Origin of the sequence: Bradyrhizobium sp. AZCC 1678, assembly GCF_036924765.1 — a bacterium.
Classification (GTDB): Bacteria; Pseudomonadota; Alphaproteobacteria; order Rhizobiales; family Xanthobacteraceae; genus Bradyrhizobium; species Bradyrhizobium algeriense.
On the sequence record NZ_JAZHSE010000001.1, the window covers coordinates 2,220,289 to 2,243,090 of the forward strand.

The 22,802-nt window shown below is 60.6% G+C and carries 25 protein-coding genes; 23 read left to right on the forward strand and 2 right to left on the reverse strand.

Features of this window, described 5'->3' with window-relative positions; genetic code table 11:
* The first annotated feature begins 23 nt into the window (after window positions 1–23).
* From V1294_RS10605 to V1294_RS10665, 13 genes are all read left to right on the forward strand, one after another.
* On the forward strand, window positions 24–1,094 hold the full coding sequence (locus tag V1294_RS10605) for a carbohydrate ABC transporter permease (RefSeq protein WP_334496906.1): 1,071 nt from the start codon (window positions 24–26) through the stop codon (window positions 1,092–1,094).
* A 3-nt stretch (window positions 1,095–1,097) separates the two neighbouring features.
* The gene (locus V1294_RS10610; RefSeq protein WP_334496907.1) at window positions 1,098–2,042 is read left to right on the forward strand and encodes a carbohydrate ABC transporter permease; all 945 of its coding nucleotides are present in this window, start codon (window positions 1,098–1,100) and stop codon (window positions 2,040–2,042) included.
* 2 nt (window positions 2,043–2,044) lie between these two features.
* A complete protein-coding gene (locus V1294_RS10615) occupies window positions 2,045–3,133 on the forward strand; it encodes an ABC transporter ATP-binding protein (protein WP_334496908.1) in 1,089 nt (362 codons plus the stop codon).
* Window positions 3,130–3,579: a hypothetical protein gene (locus tag V1294_RS10620; RefSeq protein WP_334496909.1), complete on the forward strand. Its 450-nt coding sequence runs from the start codon at window positions 3,130–3,132 to the stop codon at window positions 3,577–3,579. Before V1294_RS10615 ends, V1294_RS10620 begins: the two co-directional genes overlap by 4 nt.
* Before the next feature lie 141 nt (window positions 3,580–3,720).
* Window positions 3,721–4,467 carry a type 1 glutamine amidotransferase domain-containing protein gene (locus tag V1294_RS10625; protein ID WP_334496910.1) on the forward strand — a complete coding sequence of 249 codons (747 nt, stop codon included), beginning with the start codon at window positions 3,721–3,723 and terminating at the stop codon, window positions 4,465–4,467.
* 55 nt (window positions 4,468–4,522) lie between these two features.
* The gene (locus V1294_RS10630) at window positions 4,523–5,374 is read left to right on the forward strand and encodes a sugar phosphate isomerase/epimerase family protein (protein ID WP_334496911.1); all 852 of its coding nucleotides are present in this window, start codon (window positions 4,523–4,525) and stop codon (window positions 5,372–5,374) included.
* Window positions 5,375–6,061: 687 nt separating this feature from the next.
* Complete coding sequence (locus tag V1294_RS10635; RefSeq protein WP_334504592.1) at window positions 6,062–6,970, forward strand: AraC family transcriptional regulator; 909 nt, start codon at window positions 6,062–6,064, stop codon at window positions 6,968–6,970.
* A 72-nt stretch (window positions 6,971–7,042) separates the two neighbouring features.
* Window positions 7,043–8,020 (forward strand): Bug family tripartite tricarboxylate transporter substrate binding protein, encoded by a 978-nt coding sequence (locus V1294_RS10640; RefSeq protein ID WP_334496912.1) that lies wholly within the window; start codon window positions 7,043–7,045, stop codon window positions 8,018–8,020.
* Window positions 8,017–9,381 (forward strand): MmgE/PrpD family protein, encoded by a 1,365-nt coding sequence (locus V1294_RS10645; RefSeq protein WP_334496913.1) that lies wholly within the window; start codon window positions 8,017–8,019, stop codon window positions 9,379–9,381. The genes V1294_RS10640 and V1294_RS10645 overlap by 4 nt, the downstream gene beginning before the upstream one ends.
* The gene (locus tag V1294_RS10650; protein ID WP_334496914.1) at window positions 9,378–10,094 is read left to right on the forward strand and encodes an aspartate/glutamate racemase family protein; all 717 of its coding nucleotides are present in this window, start codon (window positions 9,378–9,380) and stop codon (window positions 10,092–10,094) included. Before V1294_RS10645 ends, V1294_RS10650 begins: the two co-directional genes overlap by 4 nt.
* Entirely contained in the window at window positions 10,072–10,893 is an 822-nt protein-coding gene (locus V1294_RS10655) for a VOC family protein (protein ID WP_334496915.1), read from the forward strand. The genes V1294_RS10650 and V1294_RS10655 overlap by 23 nt, the downstream gene beginning before the upstream one ends.
* Window positions 10,894–11,571: 678 nt before the next feature.
* Entirely contained in the window at window positions 11,572–12,027 is a 456-nt protein-coding gene (locus V1294_RS10660) for a type II 3-dehydroquinate dehydratase (protein WP_334496916.1), read from the forward strand.
* Window positions 12,024–12,953 (forward strand): 2-hydroxyacid dehydrogenase, encoded by a 930-nt coding sequence (locus V1294_RS10665; RefSeq protein WP_334496917.1) that lies wholly within the window; start codon window positions 12,024–12,026, stop codon window positions 12,951–12,953. Before V1294_RS10660 ends, V1294_RS10665 begins: the two co-directional genes overlap by 4 nt.
* Here V1294_RS10665 and V1294_RS10670 read toward each other — a convergent pair.
* Window positions 12,921–13,868 carry a LysR family transcriptional regulator gene (locus V1294_RS10670; protein ID WP_334496918.1) on the reverse strand — a complete coding sequence of 316 codons (948 nt, stop codon included), beginning with the start codon at window positions 13,866–13,868 and terminating at the stop codon, window positions 12,921–12,923. The two genes, V1294_RS10665 and V1294_RS10670, sit on opposite strands and share 33 nt — an antisense overlap.
* A gap of 91 nt (window positions 13,869–13,959) precedes the next feature.
* Here V1294_RS10670 and V1294_RS10675 point away from each other — a divergent pair, with 91 nt between their 5' ends.
* From V1294_RS10675 to V1294_RS10705, 7 genes are all read left to right on the forward strand, one after another.
* Window positions 13,960–15,414 carry a 4-hydroxyphenylacetate 3-hydroxylase family protein gene (locus tag V1294_RS10675; RefSeq protein WP_334496919.1) on the forward strand — a complete coding sequence of 485 codons (1,455 nt, stop codon included), beginning with the start codon at window positions 13,960–13,962 and terminating at the stop codon, window positions 15,412–15,414.
* Window positions 15,411–15,914: a flavin reductase family protein gene (locus tag V1294_RS10680; protein ID WP_334496920.1), complete on the forward strand. Its 504-nt coding sequence runs from the start codon at window positions 15,411–15,413 to the stop codon at window positions 15,912–15,914. Before V1294_RS10675 ends, V1294_RS10680 begins: the two co-directional genes overlap by 4 nt.
* 11 nt (window positions 15,915–15,925) lie before the next feature.
* Window positions 15,926–16,336, forward strand: coding sequence for a RidA family protein (locus tag V1294_RS10685; RefSeq protein ID WP_108517129.1), 411 nt, complete (start codon window positions 15,926–15,928; stop codon window positions 16,334–16,336).
* Window positions 16,337–16,525: 189 nt separating this feature from the next.
* Window positions 16,526–17,551: an ABC transporter substrate-binding protein gene (locus V1294_RS10690; protein WP_334496921.1), complete on the forward strand. Its 1,026-nt coding sequence runs from the start codon at window positions 16,526–16,528 to the stop codon at window positions 17,549–17,551.
* A 78-nt stretch (window positions 17,552–17,629) separates the two neighbouring features.
* On the forward strand, window positions 17,630–18,484 hold the full coding sequence (locus V1294_RS10695) for an ABC transporter permease (protein WP_334496922.1): 855 nt from the start codon (window positions 17,630–17,632) through the stop codon (window positions 18,482–18,484).
* Window positions 18,481–19,296 (forward strand): ABC transporter permease, encoded by an 816-nt coding sequence (locus V1294_RS10700; protein ID WP_334477658.1) that lies wholly within the window; start codon window positions 18,481–18,483, stop codon window positions 19,294–19,296. Before V1294_RS10695 ends, V1294_RS10700 begins: the two co-directional genes overlap by 4 nt.
* Window positions 19,280–20,428, forward strand: coding sequence for an ABC transporter ATP-binding protein (locus V1294_RS10705; protein ID WP_334496923.1), 1,149 nt, complete (start codon window positions 19,280–19,282; stop codon window positions 20,426–20,428). The genes V1294_RS10700 and V1294_RS10705 overlap by 17 nt, the downstream gene beginning before the upstream one ends.
* An 11-nt stretch (window positions 20,429–20,439) precedes the next feature.
* Here the strand turns inward: V1294_RS10705 and V1294_RS10710 are convergent, their stop codons facing one another.
* Window positions 20,440–21,093 (reverse strand): DUF1028 domain-containing protein, encoded by a 654-nt coding sequence (locus tag V1294_RS10710; RefSeq protein ID WP_334496924.1) that lies wholly within the window; start codon window positions 21,091–21,093, stop codon window positions 20,440–20,442.
* A 40-nt stretch (window positions 21,094–21,133) separates the two neighbouring features.
* Here V1294_RS10710 and V1294_RS10715 point away from each other — a divergent pair, with 40 nt between their 5' ends.
* Genes V1294_RS10715 through V1294_RS10725 form a run of 3 tightly spaced genes read left to right on the forward strand, consistent with a single transcriptional unit; the run spans window position 21,134 to window position 22,641 of the window.
* Window positions 21,134–21,808, forward strand: coding sequence for a M20/M25/M40 family metallo-hydrolase (locus V1294_RS10715; protein ID WP_334496925.1), 675 nt, complete (start codon window positions 21,134–21,136; stop codon window positions 21,806–21,808).
* A 48-nt stretch (window positions 21,809–21,856) separates the two neighbouring features.
* On the forward strand, window positions 21,857–22,282 hold the full coding sequence (locus V1294_RS10720) for a GlcG/HbpS family heme-binding protein (RefSeq protein WP_334496926.1): 426 nt from the start codon (window positions 21,857–21,859) through the stop codon (window positions 22,280–22,282).
* Complete coding sequence (locus tag V1294_RS10725) at window positions 22,279–22,641, forward strand: glutathione S-transferase N-terminal domain-containing protein (RefSeq protein WP_334496927.1); 363 nt, start codon at window positions 22,279–22,281, stop codon at window positions 22,639–22,641. The genes V1294_RS10720 and V1294_RS10725 overlap by 4 nt, the downstream gene beginning before the upstream one ends.
* Window positions 22,642–22,802 lie beyond the last annotated feature (161 nt).

The window sequence follows — 22,802 nt, forward strand, 5'->3', positions numbered from 1 at the left end:
AATTGCTTTTCCACGGAAGCTTCATGCAACTGATGTCAACCATACAATCTGCCAAGACTGCACCGGCTCTTCTTGAGCTTTCGGCCGGCAATTGGCGGCTTGCAGTTCTCGTGGGGCTTGTTGTCTCCGCACTTGCGGTGGTGGCGCTGCCAGCGTCCGGTTCCTTCTGGGTCGTTGGCGCCATGTCGGCTTTGGTCGCCGCGACATTCGCGGTGAATGCCTACCGCCGTCGCTATTATGGCGGGCTCCTGGTCGCGCCCGCCATCGCCGTTCTATTTGTGATGAACATCTTTCCGCTGCTTTGGTCCCTGGGGCTTTCATTTTTTGCCTACCAGTCGAACCTGCAATCCATCCGCTTCGTCGGCCTCAACAACTACATCAAGGTTCTGACCGACGAGGTCGCGGCGCCGGCCAACTGGAACGCCCTTATCAACACTGCCATGTTCGCGGTGTGCACAGTTTCTGTACAGATGATCGTGGGGTTTCTCCTGGCGATGCTTTTTGCCAAGCAGTTCCCGCTGCGGAAATATCTGCTGATTCTGGTTCTCACACCGATGATGCTGTCGGTCGTGGCCTCAGGTGTCTTCTTCACCTACTATTATGACCCTACCTTCGGCATCCTGAGCTATGTGATCAATAGCCTCGCGGGCGGCCAGTTCATTGTCATGGACAGCAAGGCGGGCGCTGTGGCCGGTATCGTTTTTGCCGACGCCTGGATGTGGTCGCCTTTCGTCATGCTGCTCGTGTTGGCGGGCCTCGTGTCCGTGCCGAAATATCTCTACGAGGCAGCCGCCATCGACAGGGTCTCCGCCTGGCGGCGCTTCTGGAGCATCACCTTCCCCTATATCCGCGGGCTCCTGATGTTGGCGCTGCTGTTCCGCACCATCGAAGCTTTCAAGCTGGCAGACCTTGTGATTGTGCTGACCAAGGGCGGAAACGACACAATGACGATCTCCTACCACTTGATCCGCATTGCCAACGAACAGAACAAGACAAGCGAGGGAGCCGCCATCTCCTACATCATCCTCTTCATAGTGATCGTGCTCACGAACCTTTATCTCTACGTTGCCAATCCCAAGAACAGGGAGGCCTGAGCCATGACAGACAGAGTTTCTTTCTGGGAGCGGATTGGCTTTCGTAGCGTCGGCGGCATCGCGGAGGCGGGTTGGGGCCGCACGCTCGTCGTGGCGGTTGTTAGCTTCATCTACTTCCTGCCGGTCCTCTTCATCATCTTCACGGCGATCAAGCCGCAGGGGCTGGCGCTTTCAGTACCCCCAACGCTTTCGCCTACCTCATTCTTTGGCCTCATCCCCGATCAGTTTGTCTTCACGCCGACATTGGACAACTTTGCCTCGGTCTTTTCCCGCGTCATGACGGCGGGTGGTCAGCCGGAGTCCACCGGGTTTGACCGATTCTTCTTCAACTCCATCGTGATCGCGTCGGCATCTGTCCTGCTTGCCCTCGTTATCGGCACGTTGGCCGCCTATGGCTTCTCGCGCTATCCGCTCAAGGGCAACGATACCTATCTCTTCATCATTTTGACGACCCGTATGCTGCCTGCGATCGTCGTCATCATTCCGGTGATCTTGATGTTCCGCGCCGTGGGCCTTTCTGGATCCTATCTCGGCATCATCATGCTCTATACGGCTTTCAATCTCGCATTTACCGTCTGGATGATGAAGAGCTTCTTCGATGAGTTGTCGACAGACGTCGAGGATGCAGCCCGTATCGATGGGTCGTCAGAAATCAAAGTGTTTTTCAAGATCTGTCTGCCGCAGGTTATTGCGGGTCTTGCCGCAACATTCGTTTTCGGCCTCATCCTCACCTGGAACGAGTTCCTGTTCGCGCTGCTCCTGACGGGTCCTGATACACGCACCGTGCCTGTAGCCATGAACCAGGCCGTGTCTTCCGGCGGGCGCGGAACCGACTGGACGCTGCTGGCTGCCATTGAAACCCTGTTTCTTGTGCCCGTTTTCCTTGCCACCTTCTTTTTGCAGGATCACCTGCTGCGTGGCGTCACGTTCGGCACGGTCAGGAAGTGATCATGTCGACCATCGAAATACGTGACCTCACCAAGAAGTTCGGCACATTTGTTGCCGTCAAGGATGCCAACCTGTCCGTGGCCGCGGGTGAAATTGTTTGTCTGCTCGGTCCTTCGGGCTGTGGCAAGACGACTACGCTGCGCACGATTGCCGGCCTCGAACGCGCCACGGCAGGGGACGTCGTCATTGCGGGGCAGCGCGTGAACCACCTGCCGCCGGAGAAGCGCGACATCGCAATGGTCTTCCAGTTCTATGCTCTCTATCCGGCGCTGAGTGTTGGGCAGAACATTGCAATGCCTCTTCACCGCGAAGCAATTGGGAGCGCGGAAGTGGCAACTCGCGTCAGGAAGGTGGCTGACATCTTGCATCTTCGCGATATCCTGGACCGACTGCCGGGACAGATTTCGGAGGGCGAGAAGCAACGCGCCGCCGTTGCCCGCGCCATTGTTCGGGATCCCAAATGCTTTCTGTTCGACGAACCTCTCTCGCGGCTCGATGTGGAGCTGCGTCACTCCATGCGCGGCCAGATCAAGGCCGTGCTGTCAAATCTCACGAAAGCCACTGTCATAGTCACCCACGACCAGCTTGAGGCCCTGACCATGGCAGACCGTATTGCCATCATGCGCGACGGGCTCATCGAGCAGGTGGGGAGCCCACATGAGGTCTTCGCAAAACCCGCCAACGTCTTTGTTGCGAGCTTCATCGGCACGCCGCAGATGAACCTGATCGACGCACAATTCAAGAGCTACGGCAACGGTAAGGCGAAAGTGGTCTTCGACGAGCAGGATGTCGATCTGAGCGTCCATCCCGCGGTCGCAAACCTGAAGGCTGGAAAGGTCACCGTGGGAATTCGCCCGCGAGCATTCACTGTTGTCTCCAAGGACACCAGGGACACGATCGACGCCATGGCCGAGCTCATTGAGCCGATGGGTGCCGAGACGCTTATTCACGCGCGCACCAAGACGGGCAGCGACATCCGGGTCGTCGTGCCGCGTGACAAAAGGGTGAAGATTGGCGAGGCGCTCCACCTCGTTCCAGATCCGGCGCAAACCCACGTGTTCGCAGACGACGGAAGGGCGGTGCGCGCATGAGAAATGGCGAGCAAGGCAATGGCGGACTGACGCCGACGGCGGCGCGGACGTTGGAATACAGCATCATCGGGCTTGGCGTATTCGCGCTTCTGATGATTTTTCAGCCGTTCAGCATCTCGCTTTTCACAGTTGGCTGCGCGCTGATCGTTCTGGCGGGGCTTGTCAACAACCTCCTGCCTCTGGCGCAATCTGGCGTACCCAAGCGCTCGCTGGTAACGGTGGCCATGATCGTCGCCATGATCTTCTGCATTGTGCTGCTCGCTTCCATCGTTGTCGCACATCTCTACGGCGCATTCTTCCTCAAGTCGCCGGATCCCAACACCGTGCTGGGCAGAGTTCAGCTCAACGCAACGCCTTGGTACATGCATGGCTTCACTTGGACTGTTGCGGTTATCGCTGCTGCTTTAGCTGGCCTCATCACGCTGCAGAGTCGCCGCAAGGAGTGAACCTGCACCTTCAAGACTTCCACGGATTCTATGCCTGCGGATAAAACGCTTCAATCAACAGACCCGTGCATTTAGGGCGGATCGTTTTCTGATACCTTTAGTCGCGAATGTGCCAATCAACCTCGTTCAGGAGCATGAAAGATGAGCACGTCTCCCCAAGCCACTGCCTTCAACCGCATGCAGCAGCTAATGTCTTCTTCGCCGGTCCCATCTATTTCGACGGAATTGTTGGTCACGGCTGACGGCGACTTGAACCGAGAGCTCAAGAGCTTCCTGCTTGATCCGCCCACAAATCCAGGTCTGCTCAAGGACAAGCGCATCGCCATCTGCTGCACCAATGGCGTGGAGGAAGTGGAGATTCTGGGTGCTCATCGCTGGCTCACCGAACACGGCGCCACTGTTCATGTTGTCTCGCCCCGCATAGGTGAGTTTCATCCCACGCTCGGCCTCCGCTTCCCGCCGCAATGCGCCACCCATGTCCTCGCCATCCGTCTCATGGAAAACGCAGGTTGGCTGAAGATCGACCGCTACACGGACGAAGCCAGGGCGGAGGATTACGACGCCATGCTCCTGCCGGGCGGATGCTGGAACCCTGACGCGCTGCGCATGGACCAGCATGCGCGCGCGTTTGTGAGCGCCATGTATGAAGCAGGCAAGCCCACATGCGCCATCTGTCATGGCCAGTGGGTTATGGTGAGTGCCAAGATCCTCAAAGGCAAGCGCGCCACGGCTGTGTGGAACATACAGATCGACCTCGAAAACGCTGGCGCTACGGTCCTGGACGAACCCTGCGTGGTCGACGGCAATCTGATTACGGCCCGCTTCCCTTATGACCTGCCGCGCCTGATTGACGCGATGGTGAAGCAACTGGTGCCTGCAAGGGGCTAAGCCGCGGAACTGGCCCGGATCGCCTGCTGTAGGAGAGCTCAATGGGAAGGCGCGGATGAAGTACGGATTCAATCTGCTGCTCTGGACAGGGCATGTCACCGACGAACACGCGCCTGTGCTGAAGGCGCTCAAGAGGACGGGTTACGACAGCGTGGAGGTTCCGATCTTCGAAGGCACGATCGATTCCTACGCAAGGCTCGGAGAGCAACTTGCCAAGATGGACCTCGACGTCACAACCGTGAGCGTGCTGGGGGCGGGGCACGATCCACTCTCGGACGACAAGATGGAGCGGCAGGCTGCGGTCGAACGGACCAATTGGGTCATCGACTGCACCAAGGCGCTTGGAGGATCGATCATCGCCGGCCCGATGCACTCCGAACTCGGTCGCTTCACCGGAAAGGGGCCCACGGCGGATGAGCGCAAGCGCGGGATCGAATTTCATCGCCGCGCTGGCGATCATGCCGGAAAGCACGGCATGAGCTTTGCCCTTGAGGCGGTGAACCGCTTCGAATGCTACTTCCTCAACACGATGGATCAGTTGGCCAGCTATCTGGACGAAGTCGATCATCCCGCAATCAAAGGGATGTACGATACATTCCATGCCAATATCGAGGAGAAGGACCCGGTCGCCGCCATAAATACGATCAAGCGACACATGATCCATGTCCATATCTCTGAGAATGATCGCGGCACCCCGGGGAAGGGCCATGTGCCGTGGGGTCCCACCTATAAGGCGCTGAAGGCCGCAAAATATGATGGCAGGTTGACGATCGAAGCCTTCGGCCGCGCCGTTCCGGCGCTCGCCGCCGCCACCCGCGTGTGGCGCGACTTCTCCCCCAATGAGGAGGAGGTTTATGAGTTCGGGCTCAAGGGCATGCGGCAAGGCTGGGCCGAGGCCGGGTCCTGAATGTCAAGGTCTACCTCATCGGCACCTGTGACCGCTGACAAAAGCCCGAAACGTCAGCTTCGCTGAATCTCTCGGGCGGACCATTTTCTCAGCAATCCGGACGACGCGTCGGCGTTTCCGAGACTCGAATCCGAGAAGGCGTAACTTGAAGCAAGTCTTAGCAGGCTAACCGCTGCTCGGGAGACCAGGGATAGCCCGCCGCCTGTCAGTGGTGCGCCGGTGACCAATGCATCGAGTCCCGCCGCCGGCGATGGCGCCGAACGCCATCTGCTGCACGGCAACCTCCTGTTCGGCCGCTTCGACCTTCTCGTTTCACAGCTGCAGGCCGCCTGATCCCGCCAATCGGCTGCTGATGGGCGGGATGTGTCACCTCACCGCGGTTTGGCTGTTCTACCGACGGCCCTATGATCTGGTGCACCGAGGCGAAGAGTTGTTCGATCGCATCGAATTATCTTTTCTGGCGGGTGGCGGCTCCCGTGGGGTCGAAGCAAGCAGACGTCCCGCGCGAAGCGGCGGGCTGTCCTCATTCGTTCGGCGCCGATACCATGAGCGGCAAGAAGCTGATAGGTTGCAGGCTCGCTTACGAAGGAGAGCGTGATGCAGCTATCGAAGCAAGCGGTCGGCGAAGCGGCCTTCATCCAGCGATTGTCCGGTCGGCGGACGGCTCATGCGCCGTCCTTGCCGCTCGTGACGGACGAGTTCGTCTACCGTTCGGAAGACCGACAGAACATCTTTCTGCGCACCACTATCGATGACGAAATCTCTGCGGTATATGGAAGGTTCAAACTCGATCGACCGGCGGTCGTCCACCTTCAGCCCGGCTCACGCTTCCTTCTGACATTCTATCTGGCCGGCAACATAGCCGGCGAGGCGATCGGCCGACGTTCGAAGCCGCTGGACCTCAGAACGGGATACGCGCACCTGCGCGCGTCCAACCAACGAGGGGGATTCCTCGTTGGGCTACCGGCAGGTCCAGCCTCGTTCTTTCAGATCAGGCTGACGCCGGACGCCTTGATGCGTGTTGCCCGCGACCTGCAGCTCGACCTCGACAGTGAACGGCCGCCCGCCCTGGGTGCGCATGATGGGAGCGTCATCGTCAATGCGCCGTGGTCGGGGCGGGAGCAGTCGATCCTGGAGGGCTTCGCGCCTTGGGAAGCCAGTGAACGGATGATGCTCCGCGCGCTTGCCGGCCGCGGTGCCGAACTCACCTGCGCGTTCATGCGCCACACCTTTCACGATATCGTTGCTGACACGCGTCCGGGATCCGCCGAGTTGTTCCAGCGTATTCTCGCGGGGCGATCCGCTTCTGCCGTTCCCGCTCGTCTCAAGGCCGTGGAGGATAAGACCGGACTTGCGCGCTCGACCTTGTGGCGGGCCAGCAAAGCCCGGCATGGAGAGTCGCCGGCACGAATAATGCGCAACCGGCGGCTCGATCGGGCATTCCTGGCCCTGCAATCGACCGATGACACGGTCGCTGCCATTGCCCTCGATGCGGGATGGGCCTGCCCGTCCAAATTTGCCGCCGCGTTCCGCCGGCAGTTCGGACGGTCGCCCGGTGCGACGCGACGTGCTCTGGCTGTGCAACAAAAGGCCTGAACGTCCGCAACGTTCGGCACCGCGAGCGGCTTCGGCGGACGCTAAGCTTTCCCTCATCGTAAGGAGGGTATGATGAACCGCCGTCAATTCGTCGCTGCGATGATCGGCTCGGTCGCCGCGGGACCGGCGGCGCGGGCCCAGACCTATCCAGCCCGTCCGATCACCTTCATCGTTCCCTATTCAGCCGGCGGGCCGCTGGACGCGACCGCGCGTTTGGTCGGCGAAGGATTGTCCCGACGCGTCGGGCAGGCCGTGGTCGTGGAGAATCGGACCGGCGCGAGCGGCATGCTTGGCGCGAACGCGGTCGCCAAAGCGCAGCCCGACGGCTACACGCTCCTGTTCACGGTCATCGACACGCAAGTCAACAATGTCGCGCTGTTCAAGACCATCGCCTATGATCCCGTGAAGGATTTTGCACCCATAACCCAAGCCTTCCTGGCGCCGATGATTTTGGTGGCAGGCGGGAAGTTCAGTGCGCGCACGCCTCAAGAATTTGCCGAACAGGTCAAGACCTCAGGTCAGCCGCTCGCTTACGGGTCGTGGGGCATCGGCGGATCGGCCCATCTCGCCGGCGAAGCATTATGGAACCGGCATTTCAGGCTTGGGATGACGCACGTTCCCTATCGAGGTGAGGCGCCGATCGTCAACGATCTGCTCAGCGGTCAGATTCCGGTATCGTTCGCATCCATCGCCAATACGCGGCAGCATATCGAGGCCGGCGCGCTGAAGGCGCTAGCTGTCTCCGGCACCAAGAGATCGTCGGCGCTGCCTGACCTGCCGACCTTGACCGAGCTTGGCTTCACCGATCCGGTGTTCAAGATCGGAGTCTGGCTCGGCGCGTTCGCCCCTGGACAAACGCCGCCGCCAATCGTCGACCGGCTATCGCAGGAGATGCGGGCGGTCGTCCGCAGCCCCGAAATCTCGAACCGGATGGTGCGGCTCGGCTTCGAACCTGTCGCGTCGACCCCGGAGGAATTTGCCCGCAGTTTGGAAACCGAGATTGCCACGATCAAGGCCGTCTTCCGCGACCTCGGGATCGAACAGCAGTGAGCGATCCGCTCGATGCGCTTCTGGATCACGCGTTTTTCGTCGAGGCAACAAAAATCCCGACGGAGACGATGAATTTCCAACTGCGTCGCGTTCTCGACAATCTTGGCTGTCTCGTCGCAGGCTATGATCAAGCTGGCACAAGCATGGCGTTATCGCTCGCGCGGCGCTGGAGCGGTGCGCAGGAGGCCACGGTAATTGGATCGATCGAAAAGCTTGCCGCGCCCCAGGCGGCTTTTGTCAATGCGGTGAGGGCGCGAGCCCTTGATTTCTGCGATGTGCTGTCGCCCGGATGGCATCCGAGTTCGTCGGATGTGCCGGTCGCTCTCGCTGCGGCGGAAATGTCCGGTGCCGGCGGCGAAGCCGTGCTTGCCGCCCTGGCCGTCGGACAGGATGTGGGCCAGAGGATCAATCGGGCCGCGCAGGCAAACGGCTTCTTTTATCGAGGCTTCGACAGCAACGTGCTTGGGCTGTTTTCGGGCGCCATCATCGCGAGCCGGCTCCTTGGGCTGACACGCGCGCAGATGAGCGATGCCATCGGGCTTGCCTTCGATTTCGGTATCGGCACCTTCCAGCACTATCAAGACAAGGTGCTTGCCGTGAGGATCAGCCAAGGACTCGTGGCCCGCCACGCGCTTGAGGCCGTGTTCCTGGCTCGAGCGGGGATCAGCGGACCGAAGCGGACTCTTGCGGGTGAATGCGGCTTCTTTCGGCTCTACGGGCCTGCTGCGCCGGATCTGGCGGTTCTCGGCGGAAACCTCGGAGAGAGGTTACTTAGTGAGGAGGCCACCTGCGTCAAACTCTACCCGAGTTGCGGAGTGACCCTGGCGCTGACCGAGGCGTTGCTCGCCGCACGAGGGCGCGGCGAGATCCCGCCCGATCAGATCGCCGGCCTGTCGCTGCGCATCTCGCCGGCCATGAACGTAATCTGCGGCGGCCACTACGCGCCGGCGGAGACACCCGAAGTCGATGCGCAGTTCAACGTCCGCTACGTCGCCGCCAATGCCATATTACGCGGCCGCGCAACGCTGGACGAGTTCACTGCAAGCGCTGCGACTGCGCCAGACATTGTAGCCTTCGCGCAGCGCATCGATGTCGCAGAAGAACCTGCTTTCGGTCATTTCGACCAGTGTGAGGCAATCATCTCCAACAAGGACGGCGCCAGGCGCGTCATCCCGGCACAGTTCGGACGAGGCTGGCCTGAGAACCCGCCAACACAGGACGATCTCATTGCGAAATTTCTCCAGTGTGCGGCCTTTTCAGGAAGGCCTGGCTGGCGTGACGGTGACGCCCTGATTGCGGCGATCAAGACTCTGCGCTCGGCAGCGTCCGTCGAACCGCTTATCGCGGCTTTTGCTGCATGAGAGCCCATCGCACTGAGCTGATCGGCCTCGTCGGCGGCATGACGTGGCATTCGACCGCTCGATATTATCGTATGCTGAATGAGCGGGGCGAGGCCTTGCGGGGCGCACGCTCGACGCCGGAAAGTCTTGTCGTGACACTCGATTTTGCGCCGTTGTTTCAGATGGCCCTGAAGGACGAATGGCAGGCGATCGGAGACCGGCTCGTGGGCGCTGTCGCAACGCTTGCCGCTGGCGGTGCGGGCCTGGTCGCGCTCACAGCCGTGACCGCGCACCGGGTGTTTGCATCCATCGCTGCCAGCACGAGCCTTCCGTGTATTCACGTCCTCGATCCGGCCGGGGTGCTTCTGCAGCGACGCGGAGTGAAACGCATCGGCGTGTTGGCAACGCGTTTCGCTGCCAGCCAGGATTTCATCGACGCGCGTCTTGAGCGGGCCGGCGTGACCGGTGTCTTGCGGCCCGATGCCGCCGACCAGGCCGCGGTCGATGCGATTATCGAGGATCAGCTCGCGCACGGCCTGATCACGCCCGCCGCACGCCGCAAGATTGACGATATAGCCGACGGTCTGCGGCGTCGCGGTGCCGACGCACTCCTTCTGGCATGCACGGAGCTGCCGTTGCTCTACCCGAACGGCAACATGCCGAACGATGTTGTCGATGCCGTCACCCTGCACGTTGATGCGCTTCTAGATCATGATCGAGGACACCGTGACTGAAAACCCCGTCAAAGCCATCGATCATCTGCTCACTTTCGTCCGCGATCTGGATGAGGCCGCCCGCTTTTATGATCAGCTTGGCTTCACGTTGACGCCCGAGAGCCGAATTGAGGCCATGGGCATCGTCAACCGGCTAATCCTGTTTCCCGACGCGAGCGAAGGGTCGGCGAACTTCATTGAGTTGATGAGCGTATTCGATACGGACCGGCTGCCTCCGGCTATGGCCGCGCTGCTGTCCGGTGACGAAGGAATCAAGTCGATGGTTCTTTCGCTCGGTGATGTCGAGGGGGCCCGCGCTCATTTCGTCGAGCTCGGCTGTCCGTTCGGCCCGCCCATGCATGTCCGGCGCGAGTGGAGGCTCTCCGCCACCGAGTCCGTCTGGCCGGAATTCGACGTGTTGCTGCCGGTCGACGATGTCGTAACCTTCAACGGTTGCCGATACTACAATGTCGAGCTGTACCGCCTTCCTGCTTGGACTACGCATCGCAACGGCGCTCGTGCGTTCGACCGGGTCGACTGCGCTGCTGCGGATCCGCAAACGGCCGCGTCCCGCTTGGCGAATGTTCTCGGTACGACGGCGACCGGCGGTACCGTTGCGCATCGCGACATGACGATAGAAATCCGCGATGGCGCCGCCGCGACCTGGCCGATCCGTATCGCGGGATATCGCGTAATCGGGCTCAACGAAAATTATCTGGCGCAAGCACTGAGTACCCACCGCGACATCGGGCAAGTAAATCAGGTCACGGCTTTCGGGCAAACAATCGAGCTTTCATCCCAAGCGCCACGCGCATCATGAGCCGCGACTCTCGGTAGCAAAGGGAGACCTCCGCGATAGGACTGACTTTAGCCCTCGACAAACCCACTCGACGGAAAAGCACCGGCTGACTCAGCGCTCAGCAGGGTGGCGGCACAATTTTTGCTTGTGACACGGAAGCGATAAAGGCAGATAGCGAGGGCTGAACTTGAAGAACGTTCTGATCCGGTGTGCGAAAGTCTGGCGCGAAATAAGGGACTCCGTAAAGCATGCGCCAATGCACTAGCTAGAGGCGGACCATATGCAGTGCAGCTAGTAGCTCGGAGCAGCTTGCACTTCTGGCTGCAAATAGTTCGGTCCACTTGGGTGTTTGCCGCCGATCTTCTTCGATTGCTTGTCTCGTACCTCTCCTGCGGCGATTGTTGGTTCTGGGTTAGGCGGTACTTTTCAGGCGTTTCGCTCGGGACAAGATCGATCCTTGAACCATATCGAAATCCGTCGAAGCGCATAGTTTCTTTTTATTTCTGCTCCGAGGAAAGGCTCTTTAAACTTTTGGTCGCGCGCGGGCCGGCGTTATGCAGGGTTGCGTGTACTTCACTTCGGGGAAAATCTGCACATCTGGGATCATTGAGAGCATTCCATCCGTGCGATACTTCGGACGGTGCTGATTGGTTTCGATGCGATGCCTGACTTCTCTGCGAACAGATATGAAAGCGCGGAATGACGTCTCCCACCATCTATTTCCTGAACGGCCCCAATGCCAATCTCTACGGGCTCGACAAGAGCGGCACCTATGGCCGCGAGAGTTTTGTCTCGATCAAGAAGCGCTGTGAGGATCACGCTGCGTCGCTCGGGCTGGTGATTGAATTCCGTCAGTCCAATCATGAAGGTGTTCTGGTTGACTGGATACAGGAGGCGAGGGAGAAGGCGGAGGGGATCGTCATCAATGCTGCCGGGCTCACTTACACCTCCATTGCGATCCTCGACGCGCTACTCGCTTTCGAGGGGCCGATCATTGAGGCGCACATGAGCAATATCTGGAAGCGCGAGCCGTTTCGCCATCACTCTTACGTCTCGCGGGCAGCCACGGGCGTGATCGCAGGTCTCGGCGCGCTCGGCTACGAACTCGCGTTGACAGCGGTGTCGCGTCTGATCTCTGAACGGGCCGCTCAATGACGTCGGAGGTCATGGCGTTCTATAGCGCCTTCGATGACCACGAGACGTGGCGCGCTGCCCTTGCAGTCGAGGGGATCGATCTTCGCCAGGCGGATGACATCGGCGATCCGGATATCGTGCGGCATGCGCTGGTCTGGAAGCCGCCCCATGGGTTTTTCGCGCGCTACTCAAATCTCGGGCTCGTCGTCAATCTCGGCGCCGGCGTCGATGCGCTGGTCGGACGCGATGATCTGCCGGACGTGCCGATCACCCGCCTGTCCGATCCGAAGATGGCGCGGATGATGGCCGGCTATGTGCTGTTCGCGGTGACGCGTCACGCCCGCGATATTCCGGCCTTCGAGCGCGCGCAGCGTGAACGCCGCTGGCACTATATCCATCCGCGCGATCCCGAAACCATCCGGGTCGGCGTGCTCGGTCTCGGTGAGTTGGGGTTGACCGCGGCGCTGGAATGCGCGCGGCAGGGCTATCGGGTGCGCGGCTGGTCCAACACATTGAAGTCAGTGGATGGCATCGAGACCTCTGCCGGCCTGCCGGCATTAGCGGAGATCCTGGGTGAGAGCGATATTCTCGTCAGCATGCTGCCGCAGACGCCGCAGACCTGTGGCCTGCTCGATGCCGAGCGCCTGGCGCAGATGAAGCGGGGCGCGGCCTTCATCAATGTCTCCCGCGGCAGCATCATCGATGAACCGGCTTTGATCGAAGCGCTCCGCTCGGGTCATATCGCGGAAGCGACGCTGGATGTGTTTGCCTCCGAACCTTTGTCGCCGGAGAGTCCCTTATGGGCGATGGACAATGTTCTGGTGACGCCGCATCTGGCCTCGGTCGCGCTACCGGGATCTGCGGCGCGACAGATCGGCGAGAATGTGCGCCGGCTTCGTGCCGGGCAGCCGCTGCTAAGCTGCGTCGATCCCGGCCGGGGCTATTGAGCCGGGCGCGAACTGACCGCCAACGGCGAAGGCCTCGCGCGCGTAATCGGCAAATGTCTGCACCGCCGGCCGCAGCGCATGGCGCTTCAGGCGGAGCGCCATGACATGCGTTGGCGGCAGCCGTTCGGTGATGGGCACCACGGCGACGCGGCTTCCGTCATAGCCGATGGTGGTGCGCGGAACGGCATTATGGATGGAGTATCCCTGCCTATGCCCGATCAGCCCGCGGATCATTTCGGATGACCGGGTGCGGAACGAGATGCGCGGCTCAATGCCGGATGCCGTGAAAAGGCTGGAGAAGTAATCGCGCGAATGCGGCAAATCCAGCAGGATGAATGGTTCGTCGCGCATTTCGGTCAGGCTGATCGAAGACCGGGTCGCCAAAGGATGATCGGCCGACAGCAAGATATAGGGCGGCAGTTCGCAGAACTTTTCACCGACGATCTCGTCAGGGACGGCAAAGGAATAGGACAGTGCCAGTTCCGTGCGTCCGGAAATCAAGGCGTCGATGATCTCCTGCTGGTCGCCTTCTTCCAGTTTTACTGAGATGCCCGGTTGGCGCTCGCGAAAGCCTGACAGCAGCCCCGGCATGAAGCGCGTGGCAAGCGTCAGGAAGCTGCCAACCACGATCTCGCCGTGCAAGGTGCTGCCGAGCGACTGGGCGCTTTGGGCGAAGTCGCGGGCATGGTTGAGCAGCAGTCTCGCGTCATTCACCAGCCGCTGGCCGGCCGGGGACAGTGTCACGCCTTTGGCGAGATGGCGGATGAAGATCTGGATACCAAGTTCTGCCTCTATCTGGCTGAGCGCGGCCGAGATCGAGGGCTGGGAGACATTCAGCCGCTTGGCCGCCTCCGTCACGCTGCCCGCGTCGGCCGTCTCAACAACGTAACGCAACGCCCGGAGCGAGAACCTCATCGCATTTTCCTATGTATCTCCAAACATAAAAATATTTTCCTTATGATAGGCGCTCCGGCACCCTGTCGTCCAGTCGAACAGGAGCCAATGAATGATCCGCACGGGTGAAGAGTACAAACAGGGCATTCGCGATGGCCGCGAGGTTTGGGTCGACGGCGATCGCGTCAAGGACGTGACCAGTCACCCGGCGCTGAAGCCGATCATCGATATCAGGGCCCGCATTTACGACATGGCGCATGAAGAGCGCTACAGCGGCGATCTAACCTATGTCGAAGGCAATGAGCGGCATTCGACCTTCTATCGGCCGCCGCAGGAACAGAAGGACTGGCACGACAAGATCAAGGCCGTCGATCATGTGATGAAGGATATCGGTGGTGTCGTCACCCGCGTGGGCGACGAGACCATCGGGGAGATGTGGTCGCTCACCGATGGTCGCGACGTGCTGGCGGAGATCGATCCGCGCTTCGCCGCCAATATCGACCGGCATATCCGCGCCGTGATCGAGAAGGACATCTTCCACGTGTCGGCCAATACCGACCCGAAGGGCGATCGCTCGCTGCCGCCGCAGCAGCAGGATCCCGACCTGATGGTCCACGTCACCCGTGAGACCGATGCCGGCATCATCATCCGTGGCGCAAAATATGAGACCGCGGCGGCTTACGCCGATCAGGCCTATCTGAAGCCAACCGTCGGCGCCTGGGCCAATGAAAAATTGTCCGACTATGCGGTGGGCTGCATCGTCAAGATGGGCGCGCCCGGCGTCAAACATATCTGCCGTGGTGGCTTCGCCAACCGCAGCAGTGCCAGGGATTATCCGCTCGCAAACCGCTTCGACGAAGTCGAGGCGCTCGTCGTGTTCGACGACGTTCTGATCCCTTGGGAAGACGTGTTCTTCTATCGCCATACCCGCGCGGCACAATTCGTGCGCTCGACGCTGCATCGCTATTCGGCATTCCCTTACGTTCTGCGTCTGCTCTACACCGCGGACATGATGATCGGCGCGGCGATGTGGAACGCCAAGCAGACCGGTCTAGATAAGCTGCAGTCGGTGCGTGAGAAGCTGGCCGATCTCGTTTGCTACCGCGAAGGCATCAACGCACATCTCACCGCCTCAATCGCTATGGCGGAGAAGAGCCCGGGCGGCCTTCTGATGCCGCAACAGTCGATGCTTTATGCCGGTCGCGTGTTCGCCTGTTCGCAGCTTCCTGCGATGATGCATATCGCCCGCGAACTCTGCGGCGGCCAGATCTGCATTACGCCGAACGCGGATGCATTTGATGCCGAGGGCAGCGGCAAATGGCTGAACAAGTTCTATTCGCTCAATGACCAGTGGCAGGCCGACGATCGCCGCAAGCTGCTCGCATTTGCGCGCGATTTGTTGAACTCTGACTATGCCGGTCATCGCCTGACCTTCGTGCAGTTCGCACAGGCGCCGCACTTCAATCATCTGGCGGCCGTCTATAACAGCTTCGACTTTGCCGGCCCGCTGGACTTTGTGAAGAAGTCGGCCGGATTGTCGGATCGTATCGACGGGACGAAGTCGTGAGCACAGCGGCGCATCCCCTGGTCGAGGTCGATACCTTCCGCGACGCCATGCGGATGACGGCCTCGGGCGTGGCGGTGGTGACCACGGATGGCGAGGGGGGGCGCGCGGGCATCACGGTGTCGTCGCTGTGTTCACTGTCGATGGAGCCGCCATCGGTGGTGTTCAGCGTTCACCGCGACAATCGCGGGCTCGAAAAGCTGCTCGCCAATGGCGTGTTCGTCGCCAACGTCCTGTCCGATGCGCAGGAGCGTGTCGCCAGCAGCTTCGCCGGGCTGATCCCCGAATTGCGTGACAACCGCTTTCTCGCCGGCGACTGGTCGGAACTGCTCACCGGCGCGCCGGCGCTCAACGGCGCGCTGTGCAATTTCGATTGCCGTGTCGCCAGCGTGTTCGATTTCGGCTCGCATCGCATCGTCGCGGGGGAGGTGCTGAATGTTCGCAACCAAGCTGCACTGCCCTTGATCTTCTCCGATCGCACATTCCGTCGTCTCGCCGCCTGAGGATCTGCTCTATGATCACCCACCAGCGTTTCCGCAAGTTCAACACCAAGGATGCCTATCCCGAGCAGTCGCTCGACAACGACGTCTGCATGGTCGTGCGCGCCAACAACACCGTTTATGTGCGCGGCCAGACGGCGATGGATCTCGAGGGCAAAATCGTCGGCATCGGCGATGCTGCCGCGCAGACTGAAAATGCCATGGCTTGCGCCAAGGTGCTCTTAGAAGAGGCAGGTTCATCCCTGCAGGATGTGGTGAAGATCGTCATCTACATCACTGACCGCGCCTATCGCGAGCCCGTCTATCGTGTGGTCGGCAAATGGTTGAAGGGCGTCTATCCGGTTTCGACCGGGATCATCGTTCAGGGGCTCGCCAAGCCTGAATACATGATGGAAATCGACATCATCGCAGAAATTCCGGCGTAATACCGCGCCGGTTTTCGACGTCGAAGGTTAGCTGCGATCACTCTGGAGTCAGACCTTTCGAACGGAAGGTCAATGAAGCTTCATGTGCTGTAAATGCTTGATAAATATCGCTAAATTCGTCCGTTTGGCATGATGTTTGCTTTTCTTTCGGTGTCGTAATCCTTGTGAGGTTTCGAGATGAAGCGCGCCTTGAAGTTTACTGCCTTGATGTTGCTGTCGACGCTTGCGATCGGCGGGCAGGCATCTGCCCAGGGGAAGCTGGTCGTCAGCACCTGGGGTGGAAGTTTCCGCGATCTGATTGATGAAGCGATCGCGAAGAAGTTCACCGCCGAGACCGGCGTGAAAGTCGAGTACATCACCGGCGGCACGATTGATCGCCTCAATCAGGCCAAGCTCGCCGCCGCCAAGCCCGAAAGCGACGTCACCTTCACGACGGCCCATGTCGGTTGGCTCTATGCCAACGACAATCTGTTCGAGAAGCTCGACATGGCGAAGATTCCGAACGCCAGCCATCTGGTCGAGCAGGCCAAGATCAGCCCGTATCACATTGGCGCCTGGGCTTATGTCTACACCATCGGCTATCTGCCCGATCGTCTGCCCAAGGGCGTCAGCTTCGACAGCTGGGAAGGCCTGTGGAATCCCGCGCTCAAAGGCATGATCTCGTCGCCCGATTTCGATCCGAGCCATGTCATGGTCGTGGCCGCCAAGCTGTCCGGTGGCGACGCTGCGAATTGGGAAGTCGGCGAAGCCAAGCTGAAGGCGCTGAAGGCGAACTACAAGGCGTTCTACACCAACGACGCCAACAGTCAGCAGCTGTTCGCCACCGGTGAAACGCCGGTTCAGGTCGTGCTGTCAATGAACGCCTATTACATGCAGGCTCAGGGCGTGCCGATCAAGCTCGTCATCCCGAAGGAGGGCGCGGTGCTCGGTGTCGATACGATGGGTATCACCAAGGGCTCGACCAAGGCCGAACTGGCCTACAAGTTCATGAACATGGCCCTCGATCCGGACGTACAGGCGAAGATCGCTGAACTGAAGAAGGGTAGCCCGGTGGTCGACAACGCCAAGCTCAAGCCCGAGATTGCAGCATTGCCTGGCGTCTTCTCCACGCCGGATCAGTGGGCGAAGCAGTCTCTGGTGATCGACGCCAAGCTGCGGGCCGAGAAGACCGGCACCTGGCGCAAGTGGTTCACCGAGAACATCATGGCTCCGTAACATAGTCGGGGTCGCGATCCGGTCGATACCGCCGGATCGCGCTCGATTGCGCCAGGTTTTCCCAACTCGAGTTTGTCCATGAACGCGCGTCCATTCCTGGGATGGTTCGTTTCGCCGGCCGGCCTCGTCGCCGTGGGGCTGCTCGCAGCGATGCTTGCCGTGTTCCAGTACAGCGTGCGGGCTTATATCCCTGGTACGCTGGAGGTCGGTGGGTACACCTGGGCGAATTTCGAGGCCATGCTGCGGCCGCTCTATGCCCTGGCATTCTGGAATACGGTGCTCATCTGTTTCGAAACGGCGGTGTTCACACTGCTTCTGGCCTATCCGCTGGCCTATGCGTTGACGCGCACCAGCAACTCGGCGCTGCGCTCCTTCATCCTGATCGTGTCAGTCACGCCGCTGTTTCTGGGAGAGGTGGTGCGGACCTATTCCTGGATGATCGTGCTCGGCAATAACGGCTTCTTGAATACGCTGCTGCTCAAGCTCGGCGTACTGGATCGCCCGGTTCAGATGATGTTCACCGGCGGCGGCGTGGTCGCCGCACTGGTGCATGTGACGATGCCGATCGTGGTCATCATGCTGGCGGCGGCGCTGTCGCATATCGACCGCAACTACGAGAAGGCCGCCGAAAGCCTCGGCGCCGGCCCGATCCGCATCTTCATGACCATCACGCTGCCGCTATCGATGCCCGGAATTGTTGCCGGCTTCTCGACGGCATTCGCCTGGACCTTCAGCGCCTTCGCGACACCGCAGCTGATTGGCGGTGGCCGCGTCAGTACGGTGTCGACGCTGATCTATCAGCTCGGCTTCTCGTCGTTCAATTTCCCCTTCGCCGCCAGCCTCTCCATCATCGGCCTCGCGCTGTCGCTGGCCGTGATCGCGCTGCTGACGAAGGCCGCGAGCCCACTCGAGCGCATGGCGGGCACGAAATGAAGCGCTCGCCCGGTGCCTTGCTGTTGCGATGGTCGGGACGCGTCCTCGTCGCCGCCATTCTTCTGTTCGTTCTGCTGCCGGGCGTCGTGGTGGCGATCTCGGCCTTCAACGATCGCGCGATCCTGCAATTTCCGCCGCAGTCCTGGTCGCTGCGCTGGTTCTGGCGCGCCTTCTCCTATGCCGATTTCGCCAAGGGCTTCTGGAACGGCCTGACGGTGACTGTGTGGGCGTCCAGCATTGCCGTCGTGGTGGGCTCGGCCTTTGCCTTCGCCATTCATCGCTACAAATTCGCGCTCAGGGATTTTCTCGAAGGCATTCTGCTGTCTCCGCTGATCATTCCGCATTACACGATCGGTCTCGGCGTGCTCATCCTCGCCTCGCAGACGGGTATCGGACGTGGCTTTCCGCTCGTCATCTTCGCCCACGTGGTAATGGTGCTGCCCTTCGTGATGCGCAGCACGTATATTTCACTGGAGAATCTCGACACCCGGCTCGAACTGGCGGCGTCCAGCCTTGGCGCGACGCCGCTGCGGATCCTCTTCACCGTGACGATTCCGCTCCTGATTCCGGGCCTGCTGAGCGGCTGGCTGTTCGCGGCAATCCTGTCGTTCAACGAATTCACGGCAACTTTGTTCGTAAGCAGCCAGGCCACCCAGACGCTGCCGGTCGCCATGTACAATTACGTCCGCGAATTCGCGGATCCGACCCTCGCCGCACTGTCGGTCATTTACATCGTTGTGACCGCAACTTTGCTCACGATTGCCAATTCCTTCCTGGGCCTCGGAAAAATTCTGAATGTTGATGCGCACTGATCAGATGACTGCGAGCACGCCAGCCCCGGCAAGCGACAAGATCCGGCCGGCCGTGCAGCTCGATGGCGTCACCAAGCGCTTCGGCGATTCCGTCGCGCTGCATGAGGCCTGGCTCAAGATCCAACCGAGCGAGTTCATGACCTTGCTGGGACCGTCCGGCTGCGGAAAGACGACGCTGCTCAATCTCGTCGCCGGTTTTCTTGGAGCCGACAATGGCGAGATCTTCATCGAAGGCGCTCTGGTGACCGAGACCCCCGCGCATATGCGCGAGATCGGCATTGTTTTCCAGAACTATGCGCTGTTTCCGCATATGAGCGTCGCCCACAACGTCGCTTACGGCTTGAAGACCCGCGGCATCGAGAAGAAGGAAATCGCTCGCCGGGTCGACGAGGCGCTTGCGCTCGTCAAGCTCACAGGCTTCGCCGACCGCAAGCCAAGACAGCTGTCTGGCGGCCAGCAGCAGCGTGTCGCGCTCGCACGCGCGCTCGTGATCAAGCCGAAAGTCCTGCTGCTTGATGAACCGTTCTCGGCGCTCGACAAGAACCTTCGCGGTTCCATGCAGGTCGAGCTCAAGCAGATCCAGCGCGAGCTCGGCGTCACTACGATCTTCGTCACCCACGATCAGGGCGAGGCGCTGTCGATGTCAGATCGCATCGCGGTGATGTCGGCCGGGCGCATTCGCCAGATCGCCGCACCGGACGATATCTATCGTCGGCCCGCCGATCGCTTCGTCGCCTCCTTCGTCGGTGATGCTAATCTTCTCAACGGTCGGCTCGTTGAGCGGCGCGGCGATGTCGCGATGGTTTCGATTGGTGATGTGCGCGCCAGTGTTCCTGCAGCGTCCATTGCTGAAATATCTGTTGGCGATGTCGTGGACGTCTTCGTACGGCCGGAACATCTTTCCGTGACGTGGCGCGGAGCATCCGGTTCGCTGCCTGGTACCGTGATGACACAGGTCTTTCAGGGCGGTCATGTGGATCTCCATATCGACGCGCCGGGAAGCGCGCATGATCGCATTCTGGTGCGCGTGCCGGGAATTGCCGCGCTGTCGTCATGTCCCGTCGGAGCCGAGATCGGATTGACGATTGGTTCCGACGATATCGTGGCGTTTCCGCCGGGCGAGGCGCCGTGAGGCGAGCCCGTTTAGAAAGATGGCGCTGCGCCCGGATTCATCGCGCGTGCGATATAGTCTTTCTGCTGCGGCCGGTAGCGTTCCCACAGCGCGCGCAATTCGCCGATCGGCGTATCGTGCCAGTCGACACGCAGATCGACCACCGGCCAATCGAAGATGTGAGCCACATGCAGGCCTGCGGCATGTTCGTCGTCGGTTTCGCCGCCGGCATCGAGGCCGGCTTCCAGCGCCGACATCAATCGCTCCGCCAGCAACTGGCCGGCGGTCTCCTCAAAACGTGCGATCATCACGCTGGGCACCTTCTCATCAACAAGCAGATTGCCGAGCGCGAGGCAGCCGGTGCCTTGTGCGATCGCTGCGGTTGGCAGCGCCTGCGTGCCGGAATGCCATGCCACCTGACCATAGCGGTCGATCACGCCGACCTGCCGCCACGTCGGCTGCGGCGTACCGAGCGTCAAGTTGTTGAGCACTGCAGCCGCACCAAAACCCTGACGCAACTGCGCGAGACCGGTCGGGCCAAGCGCCGGGTCGGTCGCATTCTGCGACACCACGAGGCCCAGAGGTCCTACCCAGGCGCAACGCGCCGGCACGGCAATGCTGGACGAGGTGATGGCAATGCCGAACGCGCCGGTCTCCGGACAGCGCGCCGAGATGGAATAGGTCATCGTGATGCTCCCGCAATTGTAAAAAGTATTGGGACTATAGATGATCAATAAGATAGCTCAAATACTTTGCGAGCTGATCAGTATTGAAAGTATAAGTGAGAATTCGAATCTCGATATCATCGCATATATCGAGAAGATACTTGCGTCGTCCGGTGTGTCCGCGCGGTGTGTGCTATCGTCCGATGGACGCAAGGCGTCGTTGCTCGCGACCATTGGTCCGGCGGATAGGCCGGGACTTGTTCTCTCAGCGCATACAGATGTGGTGCCGGTGGAGGGCCAGGCCTGGACCATGCCGCCATTCGCGGGCGTCATTCGCGATCAACGCATCTATGGCCGCGGCGCCACCGATATGAAGGGCTTTCTGGCGGTGGTGCTCGCCAACGTGCCGCGTCTCAAAGAGGTGGCGTCTGTCGCGCCGGTGCATCTGGCATTCTCCTATGACGAAGAGGTGGGATGCCGCGGCGCCCCGGATCTCGTGCGTGTGCTCATGCAATCGGTCGCGCCGCCGGCACTCGCCATCGTCGGCGACGGGGAAAAGACGGCGATCGCTGTTGCACTCCGTGCCGAGGTGCTGCCACTGGTCGCGTCCAGTGCGGTGAGGCCCCCGATCTGGCGCCAGTTACCACTCAGTGACGCGCCGCAAGCCCATCGCATTCTGGAAGCCAATGAGAATATCGGCAAAGTCCTGCTACTGCCGGCCGGTGCTACCTCGTGAGCGGCAACGTCGAATTCAAGCGCTGCAATTCGATACTGGAGCTGTCCAATGGCGACGACTAACCCCTCTCTCAAACTGACACACGAGGGTGCGCTCAAGGCGCTGGCTGGTGCCATAGCCAAAGCGGAAGAGCTGAGTGTGGCACAGAACATCACGATCGTCGACGACGGCGGCAATCTTCTGGCTTTTGTTCGGATGGACGGCGCCAAATTGCTGTCGCGCGAAACATCGATGTCTAAGGCCGTCACTGCCGCGTCGCACCGTCAACCGACTTCGCGGCTCGATCCAACCAACGAGATCAAACTTGCCATCGCGGGTGGAGGCCGGCTCACCAACCTCGAAGGCGGACTGCCGATCGTGATTGCAGGCCAATGCGTCGGAGCGGTCGGCGTCGGGTCGGGCACCGGCGCGCAAGATGTCGAAGTAGCGCGCGCGGCGCTGGCGGCCATCGAAGCGGAGGATCAGAAGCCATGAGTGACAAGATCGAACTGTTCTATGCGCCGACGTCGCCTTATGTCCGCAAGGTCATGGCCTGTGCGATTGAGCTCGGCATTGCCGACAGTATCGTCAAACTGCCGAGTGCGGCACATCCGTTGAATCGTGACGAACGCATCGCAGCCTTCAACCCGCTGGCGAAGGCACCGGCGGCTAAGCTCGCGGACGGTGCCTTGCTGTTCGATAGCCGTGTGGTCTGTGAATATCTCGACGATCTCGCGCATGGCGCGCTGTTTCCCGCGGGCCGGAGCGCTGGCAGGTTCTCACCGAGCAGGCCCTCGGTGACGGCCTGCTCGATGCTGCGCTGCTCACGCGCTACACCGAGCGATGCTTCCTAGACCTTCATAGCCCATCGTCCCACTCCCTGATGTGTAACAATGTACGTTGACCTTGACATCGTCGCCCGATACAGGAATGTTATGTTATAACATTACAATGCCGGGGACTGATCTTGAAGTTGTGGGGCGATTTGAGGGGGCGTCGGCCGAAAAAAGGGCGG